General features: G+C 48.4%; 21 protein-coding genes and 1 pseudogene. 12 read left to right on the top strand and 10 right to left on the bottom strand.

The window, feature by feature from the left end; translation table 11 throughout:
* From Q4A73_RS02285 to Q4A73_RS02275, 3 genes and pseudogenes are all read right to left on the bottom strand, one after another.
* Nucleotides 1–1135 (bottom strand): annotated as a pseudogene (locus Q4A73_RS02285) (methyl-accepting chemotaxis protein); the annotation flags it as partial.
* An 88-nt stretch (nucleotides 1136–1223) separates the two neighbouring features.
* Nucleotides 1224–1517 (bottom strand): hypothetical protein, encoded by a 294-nt coding sequence (locus Q4A73_RS02280; RefSeq protein ID WP_303205818.1) that lies wholly within the window; start codon nucleotides 1515–1517, stop codon nucleotides 1224–1226.
* Nucleotides 1517–2113, bottom strand: a complete 597-nt coding sequence (locus Q4A73_RS02275) for an MBL fold metallo-hydrolase (RefSeq protein ID WP_303205817.1) — start codon at nucleotides 2111–2113, stop codon at nucleotides 1517–1519. Before Q4A73_RS02275 ends, Q4A73_RS02280 begins: the two co-directional genes overlap by 1 nt.
* A 63-nt stretch (nucleotides 2114–2176) precedes the next feature.
* On the opposite strand from Q4A73_RS02275, the gene Q4A73_RS02270 reads away from it, so the two are divergent.
* From Q4A73_RS02270 to kdsB, 4 genes are read left to right on the top strand one after another with little or no spacing between them, the layout of a single operon-like run.
* Entirely contained in the window at nucleotides 2177–2929 is a 753-nt protein-coding gene (locus Q4A73_RS02270) for an NAD+ synthase (RefSeq protein WP_303205816.1), read from the top strand.
* Entirely contained in the window at nucleotides 2926–3840 is a 915-nt protein-coding gene (locus Q4A73_RS02265; RefSeq protein ID WP_303205815.1) for a tetraacyldisaccharide 4'-kinase, read from the top strand. The genes Q4A73_RS02270 and Q4A73_RS02265 overlap by 4 nt, the downstream gene beginning before the upstream one ends.
* Nucleotides 3827–5224 (top strand): threonine synthase, encoded by a 1398-nt coding sequence (gene thrC / locus Q4A73_RS02260; RefSeq protein ID WP_303205814.1) that lies wholly within the window; start codon nucleotides 3827–3829, stop codon nucleotides 5222–5224. Before Q4A73_RS02265 ends, thrC begins: the two co-directional genes overlap by 14 nt.
* Nucleotides 5221–5940 carry a 3-deoxy-manno-octulosonate cytidylyltransferase gene (kdsB, locus tag Q4A73_RS02255; RefSeq protein ID WP_303205813.1) on the top strand — a complete coding sequence of 240 codons (720 nt, stop codon included), beginning with the start codon at nucleotides 5221–5223 and terminating at the stop codon, nucleotides 5938–5940. The genes thrC and kdsB overlap by 4 nt, the downstream gene beginning before the upstream one ends.
* Nucleotides 5941–5944: 4 nt before the next feature.
* On the opposite strand, the gene Q4A73_RS02250 is transcribed toward kdsB, so the two are convergent.
* From Q4A73_RS02250 to Q4A73_RS02240, 3 genes are read right to left on the bottom strand one after another with little or no spacing between them, the layout of a single operon-like run.
* The gene (locus tag Q4A73_RS02250) at nucleotides 5945–7045 is read right to left on the bottom strand and encodes an NAD(P)-dependent alcohol dehydrogenase (RefSeq protein ID WP_303205812.1); all 1101 of its coding nucleotides are present in this window, start codon (nucleotides 7043–7045) and stop codon (nucleotides 5945–5947) included.
* 40 nt (nucleotides 7046–7085) lie between these two features.
* Entirely contained in the window at nucleotides 7086–8135 is a 1050-nt protein-coding gene (adhP, locus tag Q4A73_RS02245) for an alcohol dehydrogenase AdhP (RefSeq protein WP_303205811.1), read from the bottom strand.
* A gap of 27 nt (nucleotides 8136–8162) precedes the next feature.
* Nucleotides 8163–9671, bottom strand: coding sequence for an aldehyde dehydrogenase family protein (locus Q4A73_RS02240; protein WP_303205810.1), 1509 nt, complete (start codon nucleotides 9669–9671; stop codon nucleotides 8163–8165).
* Between the two features lie 283 nt (nucleotides 9672–9954).
* Here Q4A73_RS02240 and Q4A73_RS02235 point away from each other — a divergent pair, with 283 nt between their 5' ends.
* The gene (locus Q4A73_RS02235; RefSeq protein ID WP_303205809.1) at nucleotides 9955–11052 is read left to right on the top strand and encodes an NAD(P)/FAD-dependent oxidoreductase; all 1098 of its coding nucleotides are present in this window, start codon (nucleotides 9955–9957) and stop codon (nucleotides 11050–11052) included.
* Nucleotides 11053–11078: 26 nt separating this feature from the next.
* On the opposite strand, the gene fliP is transcribed toward Q4A73_RS02235, so the two are convergent.
* On the bottom strand, nucleotides 11079–11813 hold the full coding sequence (gene fliP / locus Q4A73_RS02230; RefSeq protein ID WP_303205808.1) for a flagellar type III secretion system pore protein FliP: 735 nt from the start codon (nucleotides 11811–11813) through the stop codon (nucleotides 11079–11081).
* 142 nt (nucleotides 11814–11955) lie between these two features.
* On the opposite strand from fliP, the gene glmU reads away from it, so the two are divergent.
* From glmU to truA, 7 genes are read left to right on the top strand one after another with little or no spacing between them, the layout of a single operon-like run.
* On the top strand, nucleotides 11956–13245 hold the full coding sequence (gene glmU / locus Q4A73_RS02225; RefSeq protein WP_303205807.1) for a bifunctional UDP-N-acetylglucosamine diphosphorylase/glucosamine-1-phosphate N-acetyltransferase GlmU: 1290 nt from the start codon (nucleotides 11956–11958) through the stop codon (nucleotides 13243–13245).
* Nucleotides 13242–14399, top strand: a complete 1158-nt coding sequence (gene coaBC, locus Q4A73_RS02220; RefSeq protein WP_303205806.1) for a bifunctional phosphopantothenoylcysteine decarboxylase/phosphopantothenate--cysteine ligase CoaBC — start codon at nucleotides 13242–13244, stop codon at nucleotides 14397–14399. Before glmU ends, coaBC begins: the two co-directional genes overlap by 4 nt.
* Nucleotides 14396–15010 (top strand): hypothetical protein, encoded by a 615-nt coding sequence (locus Q4A73_RS02215; protein WP_303205805.1) that lies wholly within the window; start codon nucleotides 14396–14398, stop codon nucleotides 15008–15010. The genes coaBC and Q4A73_RS02215 overlap by 4 nt, the downstream gene beginning before the upstream one ends.
* A 2-nt stretch (nucleotides 15011–15012) precedes the next feature.
* Nucleotides 15013–15681 (top strand): polyprenyl diphosphate synthase, encoded by a 669-nt coding sequence (uppS, locus tag Q4A73_RS02210; RefSeq protein ID WP_303205804.1) that lies wholly within the window; start codon nucleotides 15013–15015, stop codon nucleotides 15679–15681.
* Nucleotides 15671–16456, top strand: a complete 786-nt coding sequence (locus tag Q4A73_RS02205; protein WP_303205803.1) for an A24 family peptidase — start codon at nucleotides 15671–15673, stop codon at nucleotides 16454–16456. Before uppS ends, Q4A73_RS02205 begins: the two co-directional genes overlap by 11 nt.
* Nucleotides 16453–17478, top strand: coding sequence for an LptF/LptG family permease (locus Q4A73_RS02200; protein WP_303205802.1), 1026 nt, complete (start codon nucleotides 16453–16455; stop codon nucleotides 17476–17478). Before Q4A73_RS02205 ends, Q4A73_RS02200 begins: the two co-directional genes overlap by 4 nt.
* Nucleotides 17478–18200: a tRNA pseudouridine(38-40) synthase TruA gene (gene truA / locus Q4A73_RS02195; protein WP_303205801.1), complete on the top strand. Its 723-nt coding sequence runs from the start codon at nucleotides 17478–17480 to the stop codon at nucleotides 18198–18200. The genes Q4A73_RS02200 and truA overlap by 1 nt, the downstream gene beginning before the upstream one ends.
* On the opposite strand, the gene Q4A73_RS02190 is transcribed toward truA, so the two are convergent.
* The 3 genes from Q4A73_RS02190 to ilvA are packed head-to-tail and all read right to left on the bottom strand — an operon-like array spanning nucleotide 18190 to nucleotide 21981.
* On the bottom strand, nucleotides 18190–19398 hold the full coding sequence (locus tag Q4A73_RS02190) for a DUF2920 family protein (RefSeq protein WP_303205800.1): 1209 nt from the start codon (nucleotides 19396–19398) through the stop codon (nucleotides 18190–18192). The genes truA and Q4A73_RS02190 overlap by 11 nt on opposite strands.
* Nucleotides 19391–20770: a DUF2920 family protein gene (locus Q4A73_RS02185; protein WP_303205819.1), complete on the bottom strand. Its 1380-nt coding sequence runs from the start codon at nucleotides 20768–20770 to the stop codon at nucleotides 19391–19393. The genes Q4A73_RS02190 and Q4A73_RS02185 overlap by 8 nt, the downstream gene beginning before the upstream one ends.
* Nucleotides 20770–21981: a threonine ammonia-lyase gene (gene ilvA, locus Q4A73_RS02180; RefSeq protein ID WP_303205799.1), complete on the bottom strand. Its 1212-nt coding sequence runs from the start codon at nucleotides 21979–21981 to the stop codon at nucleotides 20770–20772. The genes Q4A73_RS02185 and ilvA overlap by 1 nt, the downstream gene beginning before the upstream one ends.
* Nucleotides 21982–21984 lie beyond the last annotated feature (3 nt).

Raw genomic sequence — 21984 nt, 5'->3', positions numbered from 1 at the left:
CTAGGCCCTGCTTGGTGGCGAGGATGTTTTCGTTGATGGCTTTGGCCATTTGACCTATTTCGTCGTTGGCCCTGGGTTGTAAATCTCTTGGCAATTCGTTACTTTTAAAATTGATGTATTTAAAGAAAGAAAATAGATGTTTGGATACATTTTCAATTCTTGTGGATATGTAAAATTTCACATAGTATGAGATTATGACGATAACTACAAGAATGCTTATCAAAGAGGTGACGATGATATTAAAAAGTAGATCGTAAAAGGGTTGATAAATGCTTTTTTTCGGTGCTAAAGTGACCATGATGAAGGTTTGTTTTGAATTGAGAATATTGAAAAGCTGTGTTGCTGCCATGTAGTCTTCATTTTGATTTTTGAAGTGATAATCATAAATTCCTCTTTCATTATTGGATGAAGCAGTCAAGATATCCTGAGCGCTTTGATGGGGATTAATTTCTTTTAAATTTTTTCCCAAGAAATCCTTATTGGGGTGTAAGAAAATGACTCCCTCTCGCGTCATTAAAAATCTCCTATCCCCTTCGAAAATGCTGCGTCTTGCATGGAGTAAATCTTTTGATAGAACATCAAGATTGTATAAAATTCCTAAAGTTCCTATTTTTTGTTTTTGCGCATTTAGAATATTGACACTCAATTCGATGGTAAAAATATTTTCGTTTTGAATTTGAATGCGAAAAGGATCGGAAATATGTAAACCATCGTTATTATTGTTTTGATTGAGAATATTCTTAACGCTATCATCCATTCTAAATCCATTACCATTTTTGGATAAAAATGAGTGAGAATTTGAAAATATAACATAAGCATACTCTATAAATTCTGAAGTTTTTGAAAGAGAATTAACGATATCTAAGGTTTCTTGCTCGCTAATGATTTCATTGCGAATGAGTGCCGCATTCATTCTGTCGGATGCAAATTGCACAGTAGCAGAAACTTGATCAAATAAACCAACAGCTCTATTGGTTGTTCTTGAGTTGGCATTGTCGATTAAAAGCATTGCTTCCTTTAGTAAAATTTTGTGACTCTGATAGGAAATGATAAAAGATAAAATCAAAACCATCAATAAAACACAAACGGATACAACGATACAAATTTTTGCCCCTAACTTAAAATTGTTAAACATTAAAACCTCCCTAAAATATTTAAATTTTCTAAAAATTTAGATTCTATATAAACCATAGTAAATATTTCACAAATTTACAAAAATAATTTCACTCCCTCTTCAAATTCCATCCCAGATACCCGCACACGAGCACCAGCAAAAACAAACCATCAAGCACCCAATCCCCCAAGCCCACGAAGCTCAAGGCATAGCCGCTATACAAAAACCCCCCCATCGCCGCATACATACAAAGCGTGCTTAAAGAGCCATTATCCGCCATCTTCTTGCAGGGGCAGTGGCGGTAAATTTTCGCCGTGCTTTTTGCGGCTTTTTTTTGAAATTTCAGCCCCAGAAGGGCAAAAAGATCCAGTCCTGCAAAAAAACAAAGCAAAAACAAATCCATCAAAAATACCTAAGCCACGAGGGCAGATGCGACTGCTCCTCTCGCAGACTCGTCTCCCCGCCGTGTCCGGGCAGCAGCCTGAAATCCTCCTCATAGCCCAAAATTTTTTCCAAACTCCGCTTCATCAGCCCAGCATCCGAGTAGGGAAAGTCCCACCGCCCTATGCTACGGTAAAACAAAAAATCCCCGCTAAACATCACCCCCTCGCCCACAACCTCTATCATCGCACATCCGGGAGTGTGCCCGGGCAAAAAATGAAATTTAAAATCCACCCCCGCGATGGAAAGGGCGCTCTCATCCTCCACCAAAACATCCGCCTCGCAAAATTCCACGCCTTGATTGAAGGGGTCTTTGAGGAAAAATTCATCGTTTTTATGGATGTAAAGGGGGATGTTGAATTCCGCCTTCACCCTCGCATTGTCCCAAATGTGATCAAAATGCCCGTGCGTGTTCAGGATGGCGCGAGGATTTTTGACATTTTTGCGCACAAATTCCGCCGCCCCCACGCCCGGATCGATGATGAATTCTCCCTCATCCGTGCTTAAAATGTAGCAGTTGGTCTCATACGCCCCGCAAGGCTGCTTTAAAATCTGCATTCATCGCCTTTCAATTTGCTTTTTAGGACTACAATTATACATTTATTTTTAAAGGCTAGGCTGATGGGCTGGGAGAAAATTTTAAAAAAAATCGATGATTTCATCAGGGAGCGCGTAAGGGGCGCTGGGGCTAGAGGTGTGGTTTTGGGACTTAGCGGAGGGGTGGACTCTGCCTTGGTCGCCCTGCTTTGCAAGAGGGCCTTGGGGGAGAGGGTTTTTGCCCTTTTGATGCCGACAAAACACTCCGCCAAGGCTCATCTTAACGACGCCCTAGGGCTTTGCGCGGATTTGAATTTAGCCCACAAAATCCTCCCCATCCAGCCCATTTTGGACGCTTTTTTGGCCCAGAGTGCTGGCGCTAGCTCGCTTCGCATGGGGAATTTTGCCGCACGCATCAGGATGAGCTTGCTTTACGATTTAGCCGCCCTGAAAGATTACTTGGTCGTTGGCACCTCCAACAAAAGCGAATTGATGCTAGGCTATGGCACGATTTACGGGGATTTGGCCTGCGCTTTCAACCCCATCGGCTCCCTGTATAAAAGCGAAATTTATGCCCTTTCGGCCTTTTTGAATTTACCCTCCGCCTTTTTAACCAAGCCCCCCAGCGCGGACCTGTGGGAGGATCAGAGCGATGAGGGGGATTTGGGCTTTTCTTACGCACAAATTGATGCGGGGCTTGAGGCCTTGGAAAAGGGCGATGAGGGGGCGATTTCCAGACTGGATGCGGGCTTGCTTGCCATGCTAAAGCAAAGGATACAACGCAACGCGTTCAAAAGAAAAATGCCCGAAATTTTGGAGCTAAGAGGACTTTTATGACTTGGCTGGATCGTTATTTTTATCAGCCTTCTTGGGCGCAGAAAATTCTGGCCTTTTTGCTTTTGCCCTTGAGCTTTTTTTACGCACTCGGGGCGATTTTAAATAGCCTTTCTCGCAGGAGGGTGGATTTTAAAAAGCCTGTGATCAGCGTGGGGAATTTGAGCGTGGGGGGCGAGGGCAAAACGCCCTTTTGCAAGGCGGTGGCGCGGGAATTTGAGGGCGTTTTCGTCGTGCTTAGGGGGTATAAGAGAAAAAGCAAGGGGCTTGTCCTCGTCAAATGCGGGGGTGAAATTTTGTGCGATTTTGAGCAAGGTGGCGATGAGGCTATGGAGTATGCCTATGAGGAGAGCGTTGCGGGCGTGATAGTGAGCGCAAATAGGGTTCTGGGCGTAGAAAAGGCCTTTGAAATGGGCGCTAAAATCGTCCTGCTTGATGATGCTTTTTCTAAATTTCACATCGTCAAACTGAATCTTTTGCTCGAGGGAAGGCCCCGTCCTTATTTTGACTTTGTCCTGCCAAGCGGGGCATACAGGCTGCCCCCATTTTTCGCCAAAAGGGCGGATTTTGTGGCACGGGAAGGGGAGGATTTTTACCGATACAGCGCGACCAAAGAAAATCCCAAGGCCGTGCTGGTGAGTGCCATCGCCAAGCCTTTCAGGCTGCATGAGCATTTTATCAAGGCGCGGGCCTGTTATTTTTTCAAGGACCACTACGCCTTCAAAAAAAAAGAGCTTGAAGCCCTGCTTGCTAGGCATCACTGCGACACTTTGATGCTGACCTTTAAGGACTTCGTTCGGGTGGAAAAATTTGGCTTCAAGTGCCAAATCATCGAGCTTCACATCGAGCTGGGCGAGCCCTTGAAAAGGCGCTTGAAAAATTATGTTGAGGGGTTTGAAAATGAGGCTGGTTGAGAGCAGGGATGCTAAAAATTCTGTGGATTTTAAGGAGGCCCTGCTGCATCCTAGCGCCGCCGGTGGGGGACTTTATAGTCCTGAATTTTTACCGCGCTTTTGTGGGTATTCGCACGCGGATTTGAGCTATCAGGACTTTGCGCTCAAGCTCATCGAAAGCTTTGAATTTGGCCATGAGGATTTGTTCAAAAAAGCCTTAAAAAGCTATGAAAAATTTGACGATCCAAGCTGTCCCCTAAGCCTTCAAAAAATAGGAGAGAAGCTCCACCTCAACGCACTTTACCACGGGCCCACGAGGGCCTTTAAGGACATGGCCCTGCAGCCCTTTGGCGTCCTGCTTGAGGCATTGGCTAGGGACAGAAGGCTTTTGATTTTATGCGCGACCAGTGGGGATACGGGTCCTGCGACCCTAAAAAGCTTTGAAAATTCCCAAAATGTCAAGGTTTGCTGCCTTTACCCTTGCGAGGGCACGAGCAAGATCCAAGCCCTGCAAATGAGGGCGATGGACGGCCGTGGGCTACGAAGCATAGCGCTTAGGGGCGATTTTGACGCGGCGCAGCGCATCCTTAAAAATTTGCTAGCGAGCGAGGATTTTAAGCGAAATTTAGCGGGGAGGGGGTATGAGCTTTGCGCGGCAAATTCTGTCAATTTCGGGCGAATTTTGTTCCAAATCATCTACCACTACTATGCGGCGGTAAAAATCGGCCGTGAGCTTGACATCATCGTGCCAAGTGGGAATTTTGGAAACGCTCTTGGGGCCTATTATGCCAAGCTTATGGGCGCTGAGATTGATAAGATCAAAATCGCCTCCAATGCCAACAATATCTTGAGCGAATTTTTCAACACAGGCCGCTACGACCTGCGGGGCAAGAAGCTCATAAAGACCATTTCGCCCGCCATGGATATACTGGTATCCTCCAATATTGAGCGCCTGCTTTTTGCTAAATTTGGCGACGCGCGCACAAAAGAACTGATGCAAAATTTGCAAAACGAGGGCGTTTTTGTGCTGAATGGGGAGGAGCTTGAGGCCTTGCGGGAGGACTTTGAGGCGGATTTTTGCACGGATGAGGAGGCGATGGGTTTCATTAGGGGCTGTGAATTTTTAATCGATCCGCACACGGCGACCTGTTTCAAGCTCGTGGGGGGGGATAAAACGCAAGTCATCACCAGCACAGCCGAGTGGACGAAATTCACGCCGAGTATGGTTCGGGCGCTTTATGGTAGGGCCTGCGTGGATGAGAGGGCGGATTTGCTGGGCATCGCCGCGGCCTTTGGGTATGGGGTCAAAGAGGAGATTTTGAGGCTTTTCGCGCTTGAGGGTGAGCCCTTTGAGAGTTATGATTTGGAGGGTTTGGATGCTGAAATTTTAAGGGGGCTTGGATGATCATCATACCCGCAAGGCTAAAATCCAGCCGCTTCGTGGAAAAAATTCTACGCCCCATCGGGGATGTGCCGATGTTCATCGCTACGGCCAGACGCGTGGAGGGCTTGGATAGAATTTGCATCGCTGTGGATGAGGAGAGTGTGCTTGAAATCGCTAAAAATCACGGCTTTGATGCCATCCTCACTCAAAAAAATCACGAAAGCGGCACGGATAGGATCAATGAGGCCTGCGCGCTTTTGGGCCTCAAAGATGATGAGCTCATCATCAATGTCCAAGCCGATGAGCCCCTCATCGAGCGGGAAAATGTGCTGAAATTTAGGGACTTTGCCCTCTCTTGTGAGGATGCTTTTATGATGAGCTGCTATAAAAGAGTGGAGGCAGAGCAGGCGCAGGATGCGAATTTGGTGAAGGTGGTGTGCGACAAAGCGGGCCTTGCTTTGTATTTTTCCCGAGCGAAAATTCCTTATGAAAGGGAGAGTTTTGGGGAGGATTTTAGGGTGCATTTGGGAATTTATGCTTATAGGGTAAGAGCCTTGCGAGAATTTTGCAGCTGGGAGGTTTCGGCCTTGGAAAGGGCTGAAAAACTCGAGCAGTTGAGGGCTCTTGAAAATGGCAAAAAAATCAAAATGCTTGAAATCAAAACGCAGAGTGTGGGGATTGATACGCTGGAGGATTATGAAAGGGTTTTGAGGCGGATGGGCAAAAACCCATCCTAAGGTGCTACCAAGTAAGCTTAACGGCCGGCTTGATCAGCCCTGCTGGCTTATCTTTCATCATAGCCAAGGCCTGCTCGATGGCTTCAAATTTACCCTCGAGCTTGTGCGTGATGATAGGGCTCACATTGAGTTTTTTGGTTTGCAAAAGTCGGGCTAGTTTTTCCATCCTATACCGACCACCAGGGGTCAAGCCACCCTGAATGCTCTTATGCCCCATGCCTACATTCCAAGCCACTCTTGGTATGGTGATGTGCTCACCGCTTCCAAGATAATTAACATTAGAAACGATACCGCCATTCGTCAAGCACTCGCAAGCATCGCCTATAGTGGTCAATCCACCTCCTGCTATGAGGACCTTATCCACTCCTTCACCCTTGGTGAGCTCCATGATTTGAGATTGGAAGCTTGCTTTGGTAAAGTTGATGTAATGGGTCGCGCCATAATGCTTATGCGCCACCTCGTAACGAAAATCCACGCAATCAACCGCATAAATTTCGCTAGCGCCCATCAAATTCGCACCCGCGCAAGCCATAAGCCCCACAGGACCCAAGCCCACAACGGCCACGCGCTCACCAGGGACGATCTTGGCATTTTCAGCGCAATGGAAGCCCGTAGTAACCATATCGCAAAGCATAACGGCCTCCACAGGATCCACGCCCTCAGGCAGATGGGCTAAATTCCCATCCACGTCATTGACATGAAATCTTTCCGCGAAGACCCCGTCTTTGAAATTTGAAAATTTCCATCCCGCAAGTGGTCCGCCACTGTGCTGGGCAAAGCCTCGTTGAGCGTTGATGGCGTTCCAGTTGGGTGTTATGGCGGGGACGATGACCTTGTCCCCCACTTTGAAGTCCTTAACCAAGGCTCCGACTTCCAAAATTTCACCGACAGACTCGTGGCCTAAAAACATATTCGTTCTCTCGCCAATGCCCCCCTCGTAGCAAGTATGCAAATCGGAGGTGCAAGGCGCCACCGCTATGGGACGAAGTATGGCATCCAAAGGACCCAATTCGAGCTTTTTGCCCGTAGTAACCTCCTCCAAATGCTCTTTTTCAATTATACCGACCTTACCAATGCCTAGCATTGCAAAACCTCTTATGGACATAACTTCCCTCCTTTATATTTCATTAAAGCGGGGCCTATATTTAGGCACCCATATCAAGGACCATTCTGCCCTCTATTTGTCCCTTTCTCATCTTGTCAAAGACCTCATTCACCTGCTCCAGCTTGACAGCCGCGCTCACATGCGCTTTTACCCTGCCAGTTTGAGCGAATTCGATCGCTTCTTGCAAGTCAAGTCTTGTGCCCACGATAGAGCCGCGCACGGTTACGCCGTTTAAAATCATGTTGAAAATTTCAAGCGGAAATTCCCCCGGTGGTAGGCCGTTCATCGCTACAGTGCCGCCCCGTCTTGCAAGTTTTACCGCTTGCTCGAAGGCCTTCGGCGAAACAGCCGTAACTAAAACGCCATGTGTGCCGCCGTTGGTAGCCTTGCGAATTTTTTCCACCACATCCTCGGTTTTAGCATTTGCAACCACTTCTGCGCCGTATTTTTTCGCAAGCTCAAGCTTATCATCAGCCACATCAACAGCAGCGATCCTCAGCCCCATGGCCTTTGCGTATTGCACAGCCAAGTGTCCCAATCCACCGATTCCTGAAATGGTAACCCAATCACCCGGCCTCGTTTCTGTCATTTTAAGACCCTTATAAACGGTAACGCCTGCGCACAAAATCGGAGCCATATCGATGAGCTCTTTGTGGGTTAAATTTGGATTGCACACTCCCACATAATCTGCTGCCGCTACGGCGTATTCTGCGAAGCCGCCATTAACGGAATAGCCGCCATTTTGCTGTCCCTCACACAGGGTCTCCCAACCTCCAAAACAATGCTCACAATGTCCGCAAGCACTATAAAGCCAAGGAATTCCCACAATGTCTCCCACTTTGAGATGGGTAACACCCTCGCCCAATTCCACAACCTTACCGATGCCCTCGTGTCCGGGGATGAGGTTGGATTTAGGTTTTACAGGCCAGTCTCCATCCACCGCGTGAAGATCGGTATGGCACACACCGCAAGCCTCAATTTTGACTAGAACCTCTCTCGCTTTTGGGCGTGGAACAGGAACTTCCTCGATAACAAGCGCTTTGCCGAATTCTTTAGAAACAGCTGCTTTCATAGTTTTTGGTATGCTCATAATTTATCCTTTCAAAAAATTTAATGATTAAAAAAATCCAAGTTTGTTAATGGAATAGCTTACTAGCACATTTTTGGTTTGTTGATAATGCTCAAGCATCATCTTGTGCGTTTCTCTACCCACACCTGATTGCTTATACCCACCAAAGGCAGCATGCGCTGGATATGCGTGATAGCAATTTGTCCAAACACGACCCGCCTGAATGCCTCGTCCGAAACGATAGGCTCTGTTAATGTCCCTAGTCCAAACGCCACTGCCCAGTCCGTAAATCGTATCGTTAGCGATTTCTAGGGCTTCTTGGTCGTTTTTGAAGGTTGCCACGGCTAGCACAGGACCGAAAATTTCTTCTTGGAAAATTTTCATTTTATTGTGCCCCTTGAAGATGGTAGGCTTGATATAGCAACCATTAGCCAACTCGCCTCCTAGCTGATTTCGCTCACCGCCTATGAGGCATTGGGCGCCTTCTTTTTTACCCGCTTCGATGTAACCAAGAATGGTTTTGACTTGATTTTCATCAACCTGCGCTCCCATCATTGTATCCAAATCCAAAGGATTGCCTACTTTGATGGCCTCTATCCTTTTTAGGACCTTTTCTATGAATTTATCATAGATTTTTTCATGGATGAGTGCGCGACTAGGGCAGGTGCAAACCTCGCCTTGATTGAAAGCAAAGAGTACCAAGCCCTCAACCGCCTTGTCCAAATATTCATCCTCGTGCGTGAAAACATCCTCAAAGAAAATATTTGGCGACTTGCCCCCAAGCTCAAGCGTGCATGGAATGATATTCTCAGTCGCGTACTCCATGATTTGCTTACCAACGCTTGTAGAGCCCGTAAAGGCTACTTTTGCAATGCGTGGGTTTGTCGCTAGAGCCTTGCCAATCTTACCGCCGCTACCATTGACAATGTTAACCACGCCCTCAGGCAACAAATCGGCAATAAAATCAAAAAGCACCAAAATACTAGCAGGCGTAGCGCTGGCTGGCTTTATGACGACGCAGTTGCCTGCCGCTAGAGCTGGGGCAAGCTTCCACGCTGCCATGAGGATGGGAAAATTCCACGGTATGATTTGTCCGACCACGCCCAAAGGTTCGTGAAAGTGATAGGCTATGGTGTCCTTATCGATCTCACTGATGCTTCCCTCCTGTGCTCTTAGGCATGCTGCAAAATAACGAAAATGATCCGCCGCCAAAGGAATGTCCGCATTGAGCGTTTCGCGCACTGCCTTGCCATTGTCCCAAGTCTCCGCATAAGCGATATGCTCTAAATTCGCCTCAATCCTATCGGCGATCTTTAGAAGGATGTTGGAGCGTTCCGTCGTGCTCGTCTGCGCCCACTTGTCTTTCGCCTTATGTGCAGCATCAAGGGCTAGCTCGATGTCCTCTTCGGTAGAAAGTGGCACCTTACACAACACAGAGCCGTTGATTGAACTTTTATTTTCTATGTATTGTCCCTTTACAGGGGCGACCCACTTGCCACCTATAAAGTTCTCGTATTGAGATTTAAATACGATAGAACTATCTTTATACTTACTCATTACATTACTCTCCTTTCTTTTTAGATGTAAGTGTTTTCATTGTAACACCAAAATATTAAAAATGGTAAATATTTTAAAAATTAAATTTAAATCTATGTTACTTTTTGTAATTAAGACTATTTTCCCAGCAAAACAGGGCTACAAGCTCGATATATTCAACAATCTTCAAGGTCCAGAAGCGACATTTAAATCCCCAGCCATTCTCATGATTGAAATTTTTTTTAGCATAAAATATGCTAATATTTGCATTAAATTTAAATTTTATTTTCAAAGGAGCTTAATTGTGAAAAAAGTTTTGATTCTCGGTGGGGGATATGCGGGCTTGTCTTTCATAAAAAATCTGCATTTGGACGCTTTGGGTGATTATCAATTCACTCTTATCAGTAAGGAAAATGAGCATTACACGAGCATTTTGCTGCACAATGTTGCGAGTGCGGGTAAAAATATAACCCTAGCGTATGAAAAAATTTTGCCACGACAAATTGAATTCATCCAAGATGAGATTAAGGAGATTAAAGACGCCGCAGTTGTGGGGAAAAAAGCCGAATACAATTACGATATTTTGGTTATAGCTCTTGGTTTTAGCAGCGATGATTTTGGCATCAAGGGCGTTAAGGACTACGCTCACAGCATGGTGAATTACCACAATAGCCTAGATATTCACAGAAAACTAGAAACGCTTTTGCAAGAGGGTCAAAAGGATATTGTTGTTTGTGGAGCTGGTTTTACGGGCATAGAGCTCTTAGGAAATTTAGCGAATGATTGGGCCAGCAAGGCCAATTTGCACTGCGTAGAAGCCATGCCTGCCATTTTGCCGATGTTTGATAGCGATTTGGCCCTCAAAGCTAAAAATTATCTTGAAGAGAGGGGCGTGAATTTTGAGCTTGGGGCTAAAATTTTAGAGCTAAAACAAAATAGCGTCATCGTCGAAAAAAATGGCGAACAAAAAGAGCTTAAAAGCGATTTTACCTTTTGGACGGCTGGAGTTAAGGGCAATGAAGTGATGCAAAATTCACCCTTTTTCAAAACCGCACGCAGCAAGGTGGAGGTCAATGCTTTCCTAAATCCCATCCAGCAGAAAAAGGAAATGAAAAACATCTTTGTGCTTGGAGATTGCGCAGCACTCAAGGACGAAGCGACAGGGAGATTTTACCCACCCACCGCGCAAATGGCCGAGCAGCAAGGTAAATATTTAGCGGGCATTTTTAACAGCAATTTAACAAGCTCCGAGCCTTTTTCCTACAACAACAAAGGCACCATATGCTCCGTAGGATACAGCTATGCTGTGGGCGTCATAGGAGGGGTCAGCATACGAGGAATTTTGGCAAATTATTTAAAAAGAATTATCGAGGCTAAGTGGATTTTAAAGCTTAAATTCTAAAAATTGTGGAATTTTGTAAGTTAATTTTAACTTACAAAGCTTTCCACAAGCCTTTGCACGAGTAAATTCCAGCCATCAACGAGGACAAAAATGAGCAGCTTGAAGGGCAGAGAAATCATCACAGGCGGCAGCATCATCATACCCATAGCCATCAAAACCGAGCTCACCACCATGTCAATAACCAAAAAGGGCAGGTAAATCAAAAAGCCGATCTCAAAAGCCGTCTTAAGCTCAGAAATCATAAAGGCAGGCACCAGCACCGTCAGCGGCACATCGTCTATGGTTTTTGGATTGGGGAGGTTACGGATGCGGTAAAAAAGGGCGAGGTCCTTTTCTCTGGTATTTTTCAACATGAAGTCCTTAAAAGGCTTCACCCCCCTAGCGAAGGCCTCCTCATAGCCTATTTCTTCGGCCAGATAGGGTTTGACGCCCTCGTTGTAGGATTTGCTCGCCACAGGCTCCATGATGAAAAAGGTCAAAATCAAAGCCATCGTTACTAAAATGGTATTGGGCGGCATACTCTGCGTCCCCATGGCCTGCCTCAAAAAAGAAAAAACAATGATGAGTCTCAAAAAGGAGGTCATGATGAAGATGATGCTAGGCGCGAGGGCGAGTATGGTCAAAACGATGATGATATTGAGCGTGGTTACGAGTTGATTGGGGGTGTCGGGGGCGCTGAGGCTTAAATTCACCGTGGGTATGGTCGCCTCAGGCGCGGCGAATGCGTTCAAAGCAAAAAATAAAAAAAATATTTTTTTCAAAATTTCGTAACCTTAATGAATTCTAAAGCCGAAATTCTAACTTTTGATGACTAAAAAAGAGCTTTAAAATTTTAGCACCTATGGGCGTGTTTTTTAACTTTAAATTGCTAGTATTTTGCAACATCAATCCAAGGTCCAAACGATGAAAAATTCCATAGCAATCCTCGCCGCAGGGCTGGGCACGAGGATGAAATCCCCTAACGCCAAGGTTTTGCAAAAACTTTGCGGCAAAAGTATGATTTTACACATCCTGCAAAAGGCCTTTGCTTTGAGCGATGATGTGAGCGTGATTTTAGCCCATCAAAAAGAGCAAATTTCTGCAGAAATTCTAAAGCACTTCCCGCAGACGCAAATTTTAGAGCAGGATTTGGAGCGTTTCCCCGGCACAGCGGGAGCCTTGAGGGGCCTTGAGCCACGATATGAGCGAGCTTTGATTCTGTGCGGGGATATGCCCTTGGTTGGTCAAAAAAGCCTAGAAAATTTACTCTCAAGCGAGGCGGAGCTAGGGCTGGCCGTTTTTGAGGCTAGAGACGCGAAAAGTTACGGGCGTGTCGTGCTTTGCGGCGGGAGCGTGGAGAGGATTGTGGAATTCAAAGACGCCTCCTCGGATGAGAGGGCTATAACGATTTGCAACGCGGGCGTTTATGCGCTGAATTCTGGACTTTTGAGGGAGCTTTTGCCCCTGATTGAAAACAACAACAACGCAGGGGAGTATTACCTCACCGACATCGTGAAACTCGCCAGAGCTAGGGATGCGAAAATTCAAGCCATCTTTGTGGATGAGGATGAATTCATGGGCATCAACGACAAATTAGAGCTGAGCAGGGCTGAAAATTTGCTGCAGGAAAAAATCAGATCCCACTGGATGCGCGAGGGCGTGATCTTGCGTAATCCATCCAGCATTTTCATCGGCGCGGATGTGGAATTTGTCGGCGAGTGCGAGGTGCAGGAAAATGTGAGGATCGAGGGCGCAAGCAGGATCATCCGCTCCCTCATCAAAAGCTCCAGCGTCATCGAGGAGAGCATCGTGGAGGATAGCGATGTGGGACCCTTGGCGCATTTGCGTCCGCATTGCGTGCTGAAAAACGCCTACATTGGCAATTTTGTCGAGTGCAAAAATGCCAAGCTCACGGGCGCAAAGGCCGGACATCTTAGCTATCTGGGCGACTGCGAGGTGGGCGAGGGGAGCAATATCGGCTGCGGGACGATCACTTGCAATTATGATGGCGTGAAAAAACACAAAACCCTCATCGGCAAGAGGGTCTTTGTCGGCTCGGATACGCAGTTTATCGCGCCCGTGAAGGTGGAGGATGAGGTCATCATCGCCGCCGGCAGCACGGTGAGTGAGGATGTGCCAAGCGGGGCACTTTTCATCAACAGGGCCCCGGCTAGCATGGTCCAAAATTTTTATTATAAAAAATTTAAAAAATGAAAACCATCCTCCTAGCCGTGAGCGGCAGCATAGCTTTTTACAAGGCTTATGAGCTGATTTCTTTGTTCAAAAAAGAAGGCTTTGGGGTGAAGGTTTTGCTCTCAAAGGGCGCCTTGAAATTTGCCACCCCTGCTAGCTTTGAGGCCCTGTGCGATGCCCTACTTCACGAGGGTAATGAAAGCTGGAGCGGCACGAACAATCACATCGCTTTTAGCAAGGACGCCGATGTCGTGCTTTTGGCACCTGCAAGTGCCAACTCCATCAACAAGCTCGCCCAGGGCATCGCCGATACGCTTTTCATCCAAACCCTCCTCGCCTGCCCCCCCGCAAAGCTCATCATCGCCCCAGCTGCCAACACGGCGATGTTTTTGCACTTTAGCACGCAAAATTCCCTAGCCCTGCTTGAAAAAAACGGCGCCACCCTCATCCCGCCCGTGCGCAAAAAGCTCGCCTGCAAGGACGAGGGCGTGGGGGGGCTGGCCCCGCTTGAGGCAATTTTTGCCCGCACTAAAAGGGAGCTTTTGCGGGCGGATTTTTGGCGAGGAAAAAGCGTCATCATCACGGGCGGGGGCACGAGAGAGAGGATCGACTGCGTGCGCTGCGTGAGTAATTTTTCCAGCGGCAAGATGGCCAAGGCGCTTGCGGATGCGTTTTATTTTAGCGGGGCGGAGGTGGTTTTTTTGAGCGCGGTGGGATTGAGCGTGCCCTACATTTTGGAGTGTTTTGAAAGCTCACAGGATTTGAAAAAACTCTTGGAAAAATACAAAAAGGCAGATTTTTTAGTGATGGCGGCGGCGGTGAGTGATTTTGTGCCCGAATTTCACGAGGGCAAACTCAAAAAAAGAGACTTCCCCAAGGGGCTCGTTTTGAATTTAAAACCGGGCGAGGATCTGCTTGCCAATACGCCCTTTGAGGGCAAAAAAATCGGCTTTAAGATGGAATTTGATGCCGAAAACGCCCTAGAAAACACCCGAGCCGCCCTTGAAGAAAAACGGCTGGATATGATTTGCCTCAATATTTTGGGCGAGAAAAATCATTTTGGCAGCGAGGAAAATGAGCTTTATTGCATCACGCCCTGGAAACTTGAAAAAAGCCCCCTCTGTCCCAAAAAGGACCTTGCTTATTGGCTCGTTAGGAGGTGCGAGGGGCTGTGAATTTGATCAATTCTACCCTGCCGATTTTGATAAAGGTCGTGGCAAAATCAGGACTTGGGCACTATACCCTGCTTTTGAATCACAAAGAAATGAAGACAAAAAGCTATGTCGAGCTTGAGCTGGGGGCGCAGTATCTAGCCGAGCCCTACATGCAAGCGGGGATGATACATTTCAAGCATCTGTCGCGCTGCCCCGAAATCAGTCCCTTTGAGGAGGGGCTTGGCCTCATCGTGGAGCTTTTGGAGGGGGATTTGGATTTTCAGGCCTATATTGTGGAAAATTTAGCCCAGTGTAAGGATAGCGCCACTTACCGCGTCCTCAAGGAGATGCTTTTTGCGAGCCTTGAGGGGGTTTTTCACATCCCCTTCGTTTTTGAGGGCAGGGCCTGCTTGCTTCAAATGAAAAAGCGGGGCGGGAATTTGGAGCTTTATTTGTATTTTAGCGTTTTTGGGGCCTTGAAAATGCTGAGTGATGAGGCGGGAGTGAGGCTTTTCACGCCCTTTTTGAAGGTGCAAAAATTCCTAAGCACGCAGCTAGAAATTCCCATTTTGTGCGAGGGCAAGATCGAGCCCCTGTTTGCGTTTAAAAAATTGTTCGATTTTAAGGGTTAGCGATGAATGAGCTAAGGCATCTGGCGGTGGTGATGGACGGCAACAGACGCTGGGCGAGGGCGAGGGGCTTTTTGACCAAGCTTGGCTATTCTCAGGGCGTGAAGACGATGCGAAAGCTCATGGAGGCCTGCGTGGAGGAAAAAATTTCCCAACTAAGCCTCTTTGCCTTTAGCACGGAAAACTGGGCTCGTCCTAAGGATGAGGTGGATTTTATTTTTGAGCTTTTGCATCGCTGCTTGGATGATGCTTTGAAGCAGTTTGAAAAAAACGGGGTGCGCCTCAGGGCTATCGGGGATTTGTCGCGCCTTGATGCGCCTTTGCGGGAAAAAATCAAACGCGTGGAGGAGGCGACGGCGCATTGTGATTTGCTTTGTGTGAATTTAGCCATCAGTTACGGCGCTAAGGACGAGATCATCCGTGCGGCGCGGCGTGTGGTGGAGCGGGGGCTGGAGCTGAGTGAGGAAAATTTAGCAGCGCATCTGGACCTGCCCTTGGATGTGGATTTGATGCTGCGCGTGGGTAATGCGAAGCGCCTTTCAAATTTTTTGCTTTGGCAGAGCGCTTATGCGGAAATTTATTTCAGCCAAACGCTTTTCCCCTCACTCACCAAGCGGGAATTTAAAAAGATTGTTAAAGAATTTAGAAAAAGAGAACGCACCTTTGGAAAATAGTCTTTTGCTTGTTTTTTCGGGCGTGGCGGGGGCGGTTTGGGGCTCATTCATCGCGAGTTTGGCGGATAGGATTTGCGAAAAAGGGCCCCTTTTTAAGATGCGATCGTTTTGCTTTTCTTGCGGCCATTCCCTCCCCGCTTGGCATCTCGTGCCCGTTTTTTCTTATATTTTCTTGAGGGGGCAATGCGCTTTTTGCGGGGGGAGGATTGCGCTGCGGATTTTTTTGAGTGAAATTTTGGGCGCCTTTGGGGTGATTTTGGCCCTTTTTGTGGCGGAAAATTTTAAGGACTTTGCACTTTTGTCGGCCTTTTCGCTCACGCTTTTGTTTCTCTCCTTGGTGGATTTGAGGCTCAAAGCCGTGCCAAGCCCTGCGCTTTGGCTGGCCTTTTTTCTGGCCACTGCTTTGAAATTTGACCCCAATGAGCTTTTGCACTTGCTGATTTTTGAGCATTTTAAGGAGGGTTTTTTGCGGGATGCCCTGCTTTTTGCGGGATTTGTTTTTTTGCTAAAAAGCCTCTTGCAAAGCCTGAAAAATCTCAAAAATAAGTCCCTTGAGGACAATTTAGGCGATGGAGACATCATCATTTTATCAGCTCTATCGGGACTTTTTGGCTTGAAATTCGCCTTTTTGACCCTGTTTTTTGCCTCCCTCATAGCCCTGCCTTTTTTCTTTTGGATGCGTCAAAAAGGACAAAAAGAGCTAGCCTTCCTGCCCCTCATTCACGCCGCCTTTTCACTCCAGCTCCTCCTTCTGGCTCTAAAGGGGGGCGCGTGAAGCGCATTTATAAATACCTCCTCAATCAATTCCTAAGCACCTATTTATCCATCTTTTTCGTGCTTTTTGGCATCGTTTCCATGATATTTTTCCTACGCGTGGCCAACATCACCTCCAACATAGAAGTGAATTTTTTCGACCTCTTCATGCTTTATGGCTTCATGCTGCCGCGCGTTTTGCTCTTCACCCTGCCGGTGGCTTTTTTCGTGGCCTTGATGCTGTGTTTGTTCAGATTATCAAGGGAAAATGAAAGCATCGTGCTCTTCACTTTGGGCTTTGAGCCGTGGAAAATGGCGCAATTTTTCCTCAAGATCGCCCTTTTACTCAGCGGCCTGATGCTCATTTTAGCCCTTGTGATGATACCCATAGTCTTTCAGCTTCAGGATAATTTTGTGGATTACAAAAAAACACAGGTGAAATTCAATTACAAAACGGGCGAATTCGGTCAAAAATTCTTAGGATGGATGATTTTCATCGAAAATCAAAGCGCAGACCGATACGAAAACATCCTCATGTATCACCCCAAACGCACCGCAGAGGACAAAGAGCAGCTCATCATCGCTCAAGAGGCTAGGGTGGAGAAAAATGACGCGGGACTTTCCTTCGTTTTGAAGGCGGGCAAAATTTATAATTTTGAGGGCGAGCAGAGGCTTTTTGTGGGAGATTTTGAGCGTTTGATTGTCCATACCATCTTCAACGACTCCATGCAAAAGGTGCGGAATTTTTACCAATACTGGAGCGATTTTAGCCACAATAAGGCTCGCGCGAAGGAGTTGGTCATGTATGTTTGTATCAGCCTCTTTCCACTGGCTAGCACCCTTTTCGCGCTCAGTTTTGGCATCGTAACCTATCGCTATGAAAGGGGCCTCATTTATGCGGGTATGCTAGGCGTCATCGGCGTGTATTTTGGGCTTTTGGCGAATTTTCACACCCCCCCCCTTTTGGCCATCTTTACGATCTTTTGCGCGACCTTTTTTTCGGGGCTACTTTGCTTTCAAAAGATGATTGTGAGGCGCTATTAGTGCGCCTAAAACTCACCTTTTCCTATGACGGCTCGGCTTTTTTGGGTTCAGCCTCCCAGCCTCACGGGCGCGGCGTGGCCGATGCCCTGCAAGGCGCGCTTGAGCGGCTTGGGATTTTCTCCCGTCCCCTCTTTGCCTCCCGCACGGACAAAGGCGTTCACGCGCTTGGAGCAGTGGCGAGTGCTGATTGCGGGGAGCATTTTGCGGATTTATTTTATCTACAAAATCAGCTCAACCGCTTCGCCCACCCCTTCATCCACATTAAGAGGATTGAAAGGGTCCCTGAAAATTTCTCCCCGCGTTTTAGCGCGAGGGCTAGGGAGTATCGCTATGTCTTTCATCACGGCACTTTCAGCCCCTTTCTTGCGCGCTTTGTGTGTTTTGCCCCTCGCTTTGATATGGTGAGAGCGAACGCACTTTTGCAGGACTTCGTAGGCGTGAGGGATTTTAAATTTTTTCAAAAAGAAGGCGGCAATTCCAAAAGCTCGGTGCGCGAAATTTTTGAAGCCGGGGCCTACGCGCATCGCGATTTGAGCGTCTTTAAATTCAAGGCCAACGGCTTTTTACGCGCCCAAGTGCGCCTGAGCGTGGGGGCGCTTTTGGCCGTTTTGCGGGGGGATTTGAGTGCGGAGAATTTGAGGGAGCAAATCGCCGCGCAAAAGTGCCACCACCGCCTCCTAGCCCCAGCGTGCGGGCTTTATCTGCGCCGCGTCATTTACTGAAAATTTCGCACACCAAGCCAGCCTCCGTGTCCCTGAAGCGATAAATTTTATCCCTGCAAGGGTAGCAAATTTCTGCGCTCCCGTCGGCGGGATTTGTGGCGGTAGAATTTTGCCCGTCAGGATTTTGCGCTGGGTTTTGGGCTGCGGGACTGATGCTAAAAAAACTGGATAATGCTTCAAGCATTGGGGGCAGCTCTCTTTCTAAAATTTCCGCATCGCCCTCCCCCGCATAGGCCTCAAGCCGCGCCCTAAAACCCAGCTCTTGCATCGCTAGATGCAGCGTTTGCTTGTCCTTAAAGCCACCATCCTCTCGCGCGCCAAGGCTCACAAAGATGGTGTGCGGGTTTGCCGCGTGCTGGATCTTGAGATGCTCGGCGTTTAAAATCGCTCGCACAAGGTAGGCATCATCGCTGAAATAGTGCTTCGCTCCCTCACGGCGCGACCAGAGGCCGTAAGTGTGGCAGTTCAAACGCACCTTCTCATACTCAATCACGAATTCGTGCCGCTCCAAGTCCTTAGCCAAAATGCGCTCAAGCACGGGCAGGGCCTCCCCCGCCGTTTCGATCACGCAGTCCACAGCCTGCGGGGCGATTTTAGCGCACAGCAGGGCGAGGTGGCCCCCGTAAAAACTGCCATAAAAAATGCTCGGGAGCCTACCCCCCCCCCCCCCCGCTTGTGCGAATTTTTTCCGCACGGCTTTGAGGGCGTTGAGGCAGTCAAGTGCGGCCAAGATGCCGTGATTTTGATAGTCCCCATTGGGCGGGATGAGCGTGAATTCTAGCTCCTTCTTGCTCCCCAGTCCCATGTAGCCAAGGGCCTGATTGTAAAAATCCAAAAAGGCAAGGTAGTTTTTCTCATTGAGCTCATCGGCCTTGATGCCAATGCGTGCCAAGCCTTTGCGCAAATTTTCCACCGAATCAGCATCGAGTCTGGGGTGATGCGCCTCATCCTCGCTAAAACGGCAATCAAAGCCATGGTAAAACACGCTCACCGCTGCGATCTTAAAACGCGAAGCCGCCCATTTTCTAAGCGCATGCAGGGCGCAAAGGTCCTCATTAGCCCCCTGACCTCCCACGAGGAGCAAGATCCCCCGCACCTCCTCCTCATGACTCACCCAAAATTCCAGCCTCCCCCCTCTAGCCACGCCAAGCTCGGCGTCCTCGCTGGGATCTATCTCAAACCTTTCATCTCTAAGCATCGGCTTCCTTTTTTAAAATTTCGCACACCAAGCCAGCCTCCGTCTCCCTGAAGCGATAAATTTTATCCTTGCAGGGGTAGCAAATTTCTGCGCTCCCGTCGGTGGGATTTTTTGCGCCCAGTCCTCGTGCGGCGGCAGGATTTGCAGGGATAGAATTTTTTGGGACCGGAGCCAAATCGCCCCCCGCATCGGGATCTTTAGCGGCAGAATTTTCCGGAGCGAGATTTTTTGAGGCAGGCGCCAATTTCCTCCCTTGCAGCTTTTCTAAAACGAGGGGCAGTTCTTTTCGGATCATCGCCTTATCACTCATCCTAAGCCCGTGATCTAGGCTCTTGATGAGGCGCCCATCCACATCGCCCTCATCGCGCGCCAAATTCAGAGTCGCATCAAAGCCAAGATGCGCGTAAATTTCATAGAGGTTTTTCTTATCCGCGACGGGATTTAGGCCATCTTGCGCGCTGTGATAGCTCACAAAGATGGTGTGCGGGTTTGCCGCGTGCTGGATCTTGAGATGCTCGGCGTTTAAAATCGCTCGCACAAGGTAGGCATCATCGCTGAAATAGTGCTTCGCTCCCTCACGGCGCGACCAGAGGGTGCGGGTGAAGTATTGGATTTGATTGTGCGGGAAATTTTCGACCATATCACAGGTTTGCATCTCACGGCCTAGGATAAAACGCACCTGAGGCAGGGCCGAGCCTGAGTTGTCAAGGACGGCATCCGCGTGCCAGGGGGCGATTTTAGCGCACAGCAGGGCGAGGTAGCCCCCGTAGCTGCCTCCCGCGTAAATTTTAGGCAGGCTCAAGATTTCACCCCCCCCCCCCCCCCCCATCACTCTATCCAAGGCCTTGAGGGCGTTGAGGGTATCCAGAGCGGACATGAGGCCGGCGTTTTCGTATTTGTCGCGTGCGGGGATGAGGCCTAGGGTGAATTCAAGCCTAAAATCAGGCGCCAAGGCTCCTTGCTCTTTTAAAATTTTGACCCGCTCTGTAAGATTGTGTGCGATGCTAAAGGCATTGTCTGCATCGACGCTCACATCCCAGCCTATGCCTTGGCAGTATTTTTTCACGCGCTCCACATCCTCTTTTTCAAAAATTCTCTTCGCACTATACCTAGGCTCGATCGACTCCCTGCGGTGTATGCCGTGGTGATAAACCTGCACGCAAATGACGCCAAAGGTCTTAGTCACATACTCGCGCTCAAAGTCCCAGAGCTTAGGATTTTTAGTCGCCCCCCAGCCCCCAACCATAAAAACCACAGCCCTAGGCGATCGGGCGCTATCATAGCTCACGCGGTATTCTAGCCTTGCCTTGCGCTTGAGTTTTAGCTCCACATCATCGCAGGAGGGCGTAAAAAAAACCTTGCTCACGATCATCAAAAATTCTCCGAGAAAATGAAGTCCTTTTGGCTAAGAATTTGGCGGATTTGCTCCTGATGCGCCTCCCCCTTAGTCTCCAGCGTGATGAAGATCATCGCCTCCCCGTAGTCTAGCTTGGTCGAAAAGCGGTCGTAGTCGATTTTTACGATGTTTGCTCCGGCGAATTTGAGGCTATCGGTGAGTGCCATGAGGGCGCCGGGTTTGTCGATGAGAGTAACCCTGATCTGCATCTTGCGTCCTGCTTTGAAAAGCCCCTTTTCGATGATGAGATTGAGGGTTTGCACGTCGATATTGCCCCCGCTTAGGATGAGGGCGATTTTCTGCGCGGCGTGGAGGGGGACCTTTTGATGCAAAAGGGCGGCTACGGGAGCGGCCCCTGCGCCCTCGACGATGATTTTGTGCTTTTCAAGCAAAAACAGCACCGCAGCGGCGATTTCCTCATCATCCACTTGCACAAAGTCATCCACGCCCTCCAAGATGAGGTCCAAATTCACACGGCTCGTGTCCCGCACGGCGATGCCATCGGCGATGGTGCGCACGAAAGGAGAATTTAAGGGCGCCCTAGCATGAAAGCTCTCAAACATCGCAGGCGCCCCCTTGGCACTGACGGCGATGATTTTTATCTCGGGCCTTACTTGCCTAGCTGCGCTTGCCACCCCGCTAATAAGCCCACCGCCGCCCACTGGCACGACCATCATATCCACATTTTCAAGCTCTTCCAAAATTTCAAGAGCCACCGTGCCCTGCCCTGCCATCACGAGCTTATCCTCAAAGGGATGGATGAAGCACAAGCCCTCCCTAGTCGCATATTCCTTAGCAAAGGCGTAGGCTTCGTCAAAATTATCCCCCCGTAAAAGCACCTCCGCGCCTAAATTTTTGGTCGCCATCACCTTGAGGAGGGGGGTGGATTCGGGCATGATGATGGTGGCACTGCTTTGGAATTTTTTCGCACTCAGGGCGACGCCTTGCGCGTGGTTGCCCGCACTCGCGCAAATGACGCCTCTTTGAAGCTGCGCAGGGGTGAGGCTAGCGATCTTATTGTAAGCACCGCGAATTTTATAGGCGCCCGTGAGCTGGAGGTTTTCATTTTTCAAAAAAACCTCCCGTTTGCAAAGCTCACTCAAAAGGGGCGCAGGGGTGAGGGGGGTCTTGAGGATGAAATTTTTAATCCTCTCTCTAGCCTTGTAAATTTGATCAAGTGCTATCATCAT

The sequence above is a fragment of the Campylobacter sp. genome, from assembly GCF_030528245.1.
Lineage (GTDB): Bacteria > Campylobacterota > Campylobacteria > Campylobacterales > Campylobacteraceae > Campylobacter_D.
Note: the sequence above shows the minus strand (reverse complement) of the source record. Positions and strands in the feature narration are given on the sequence as shown.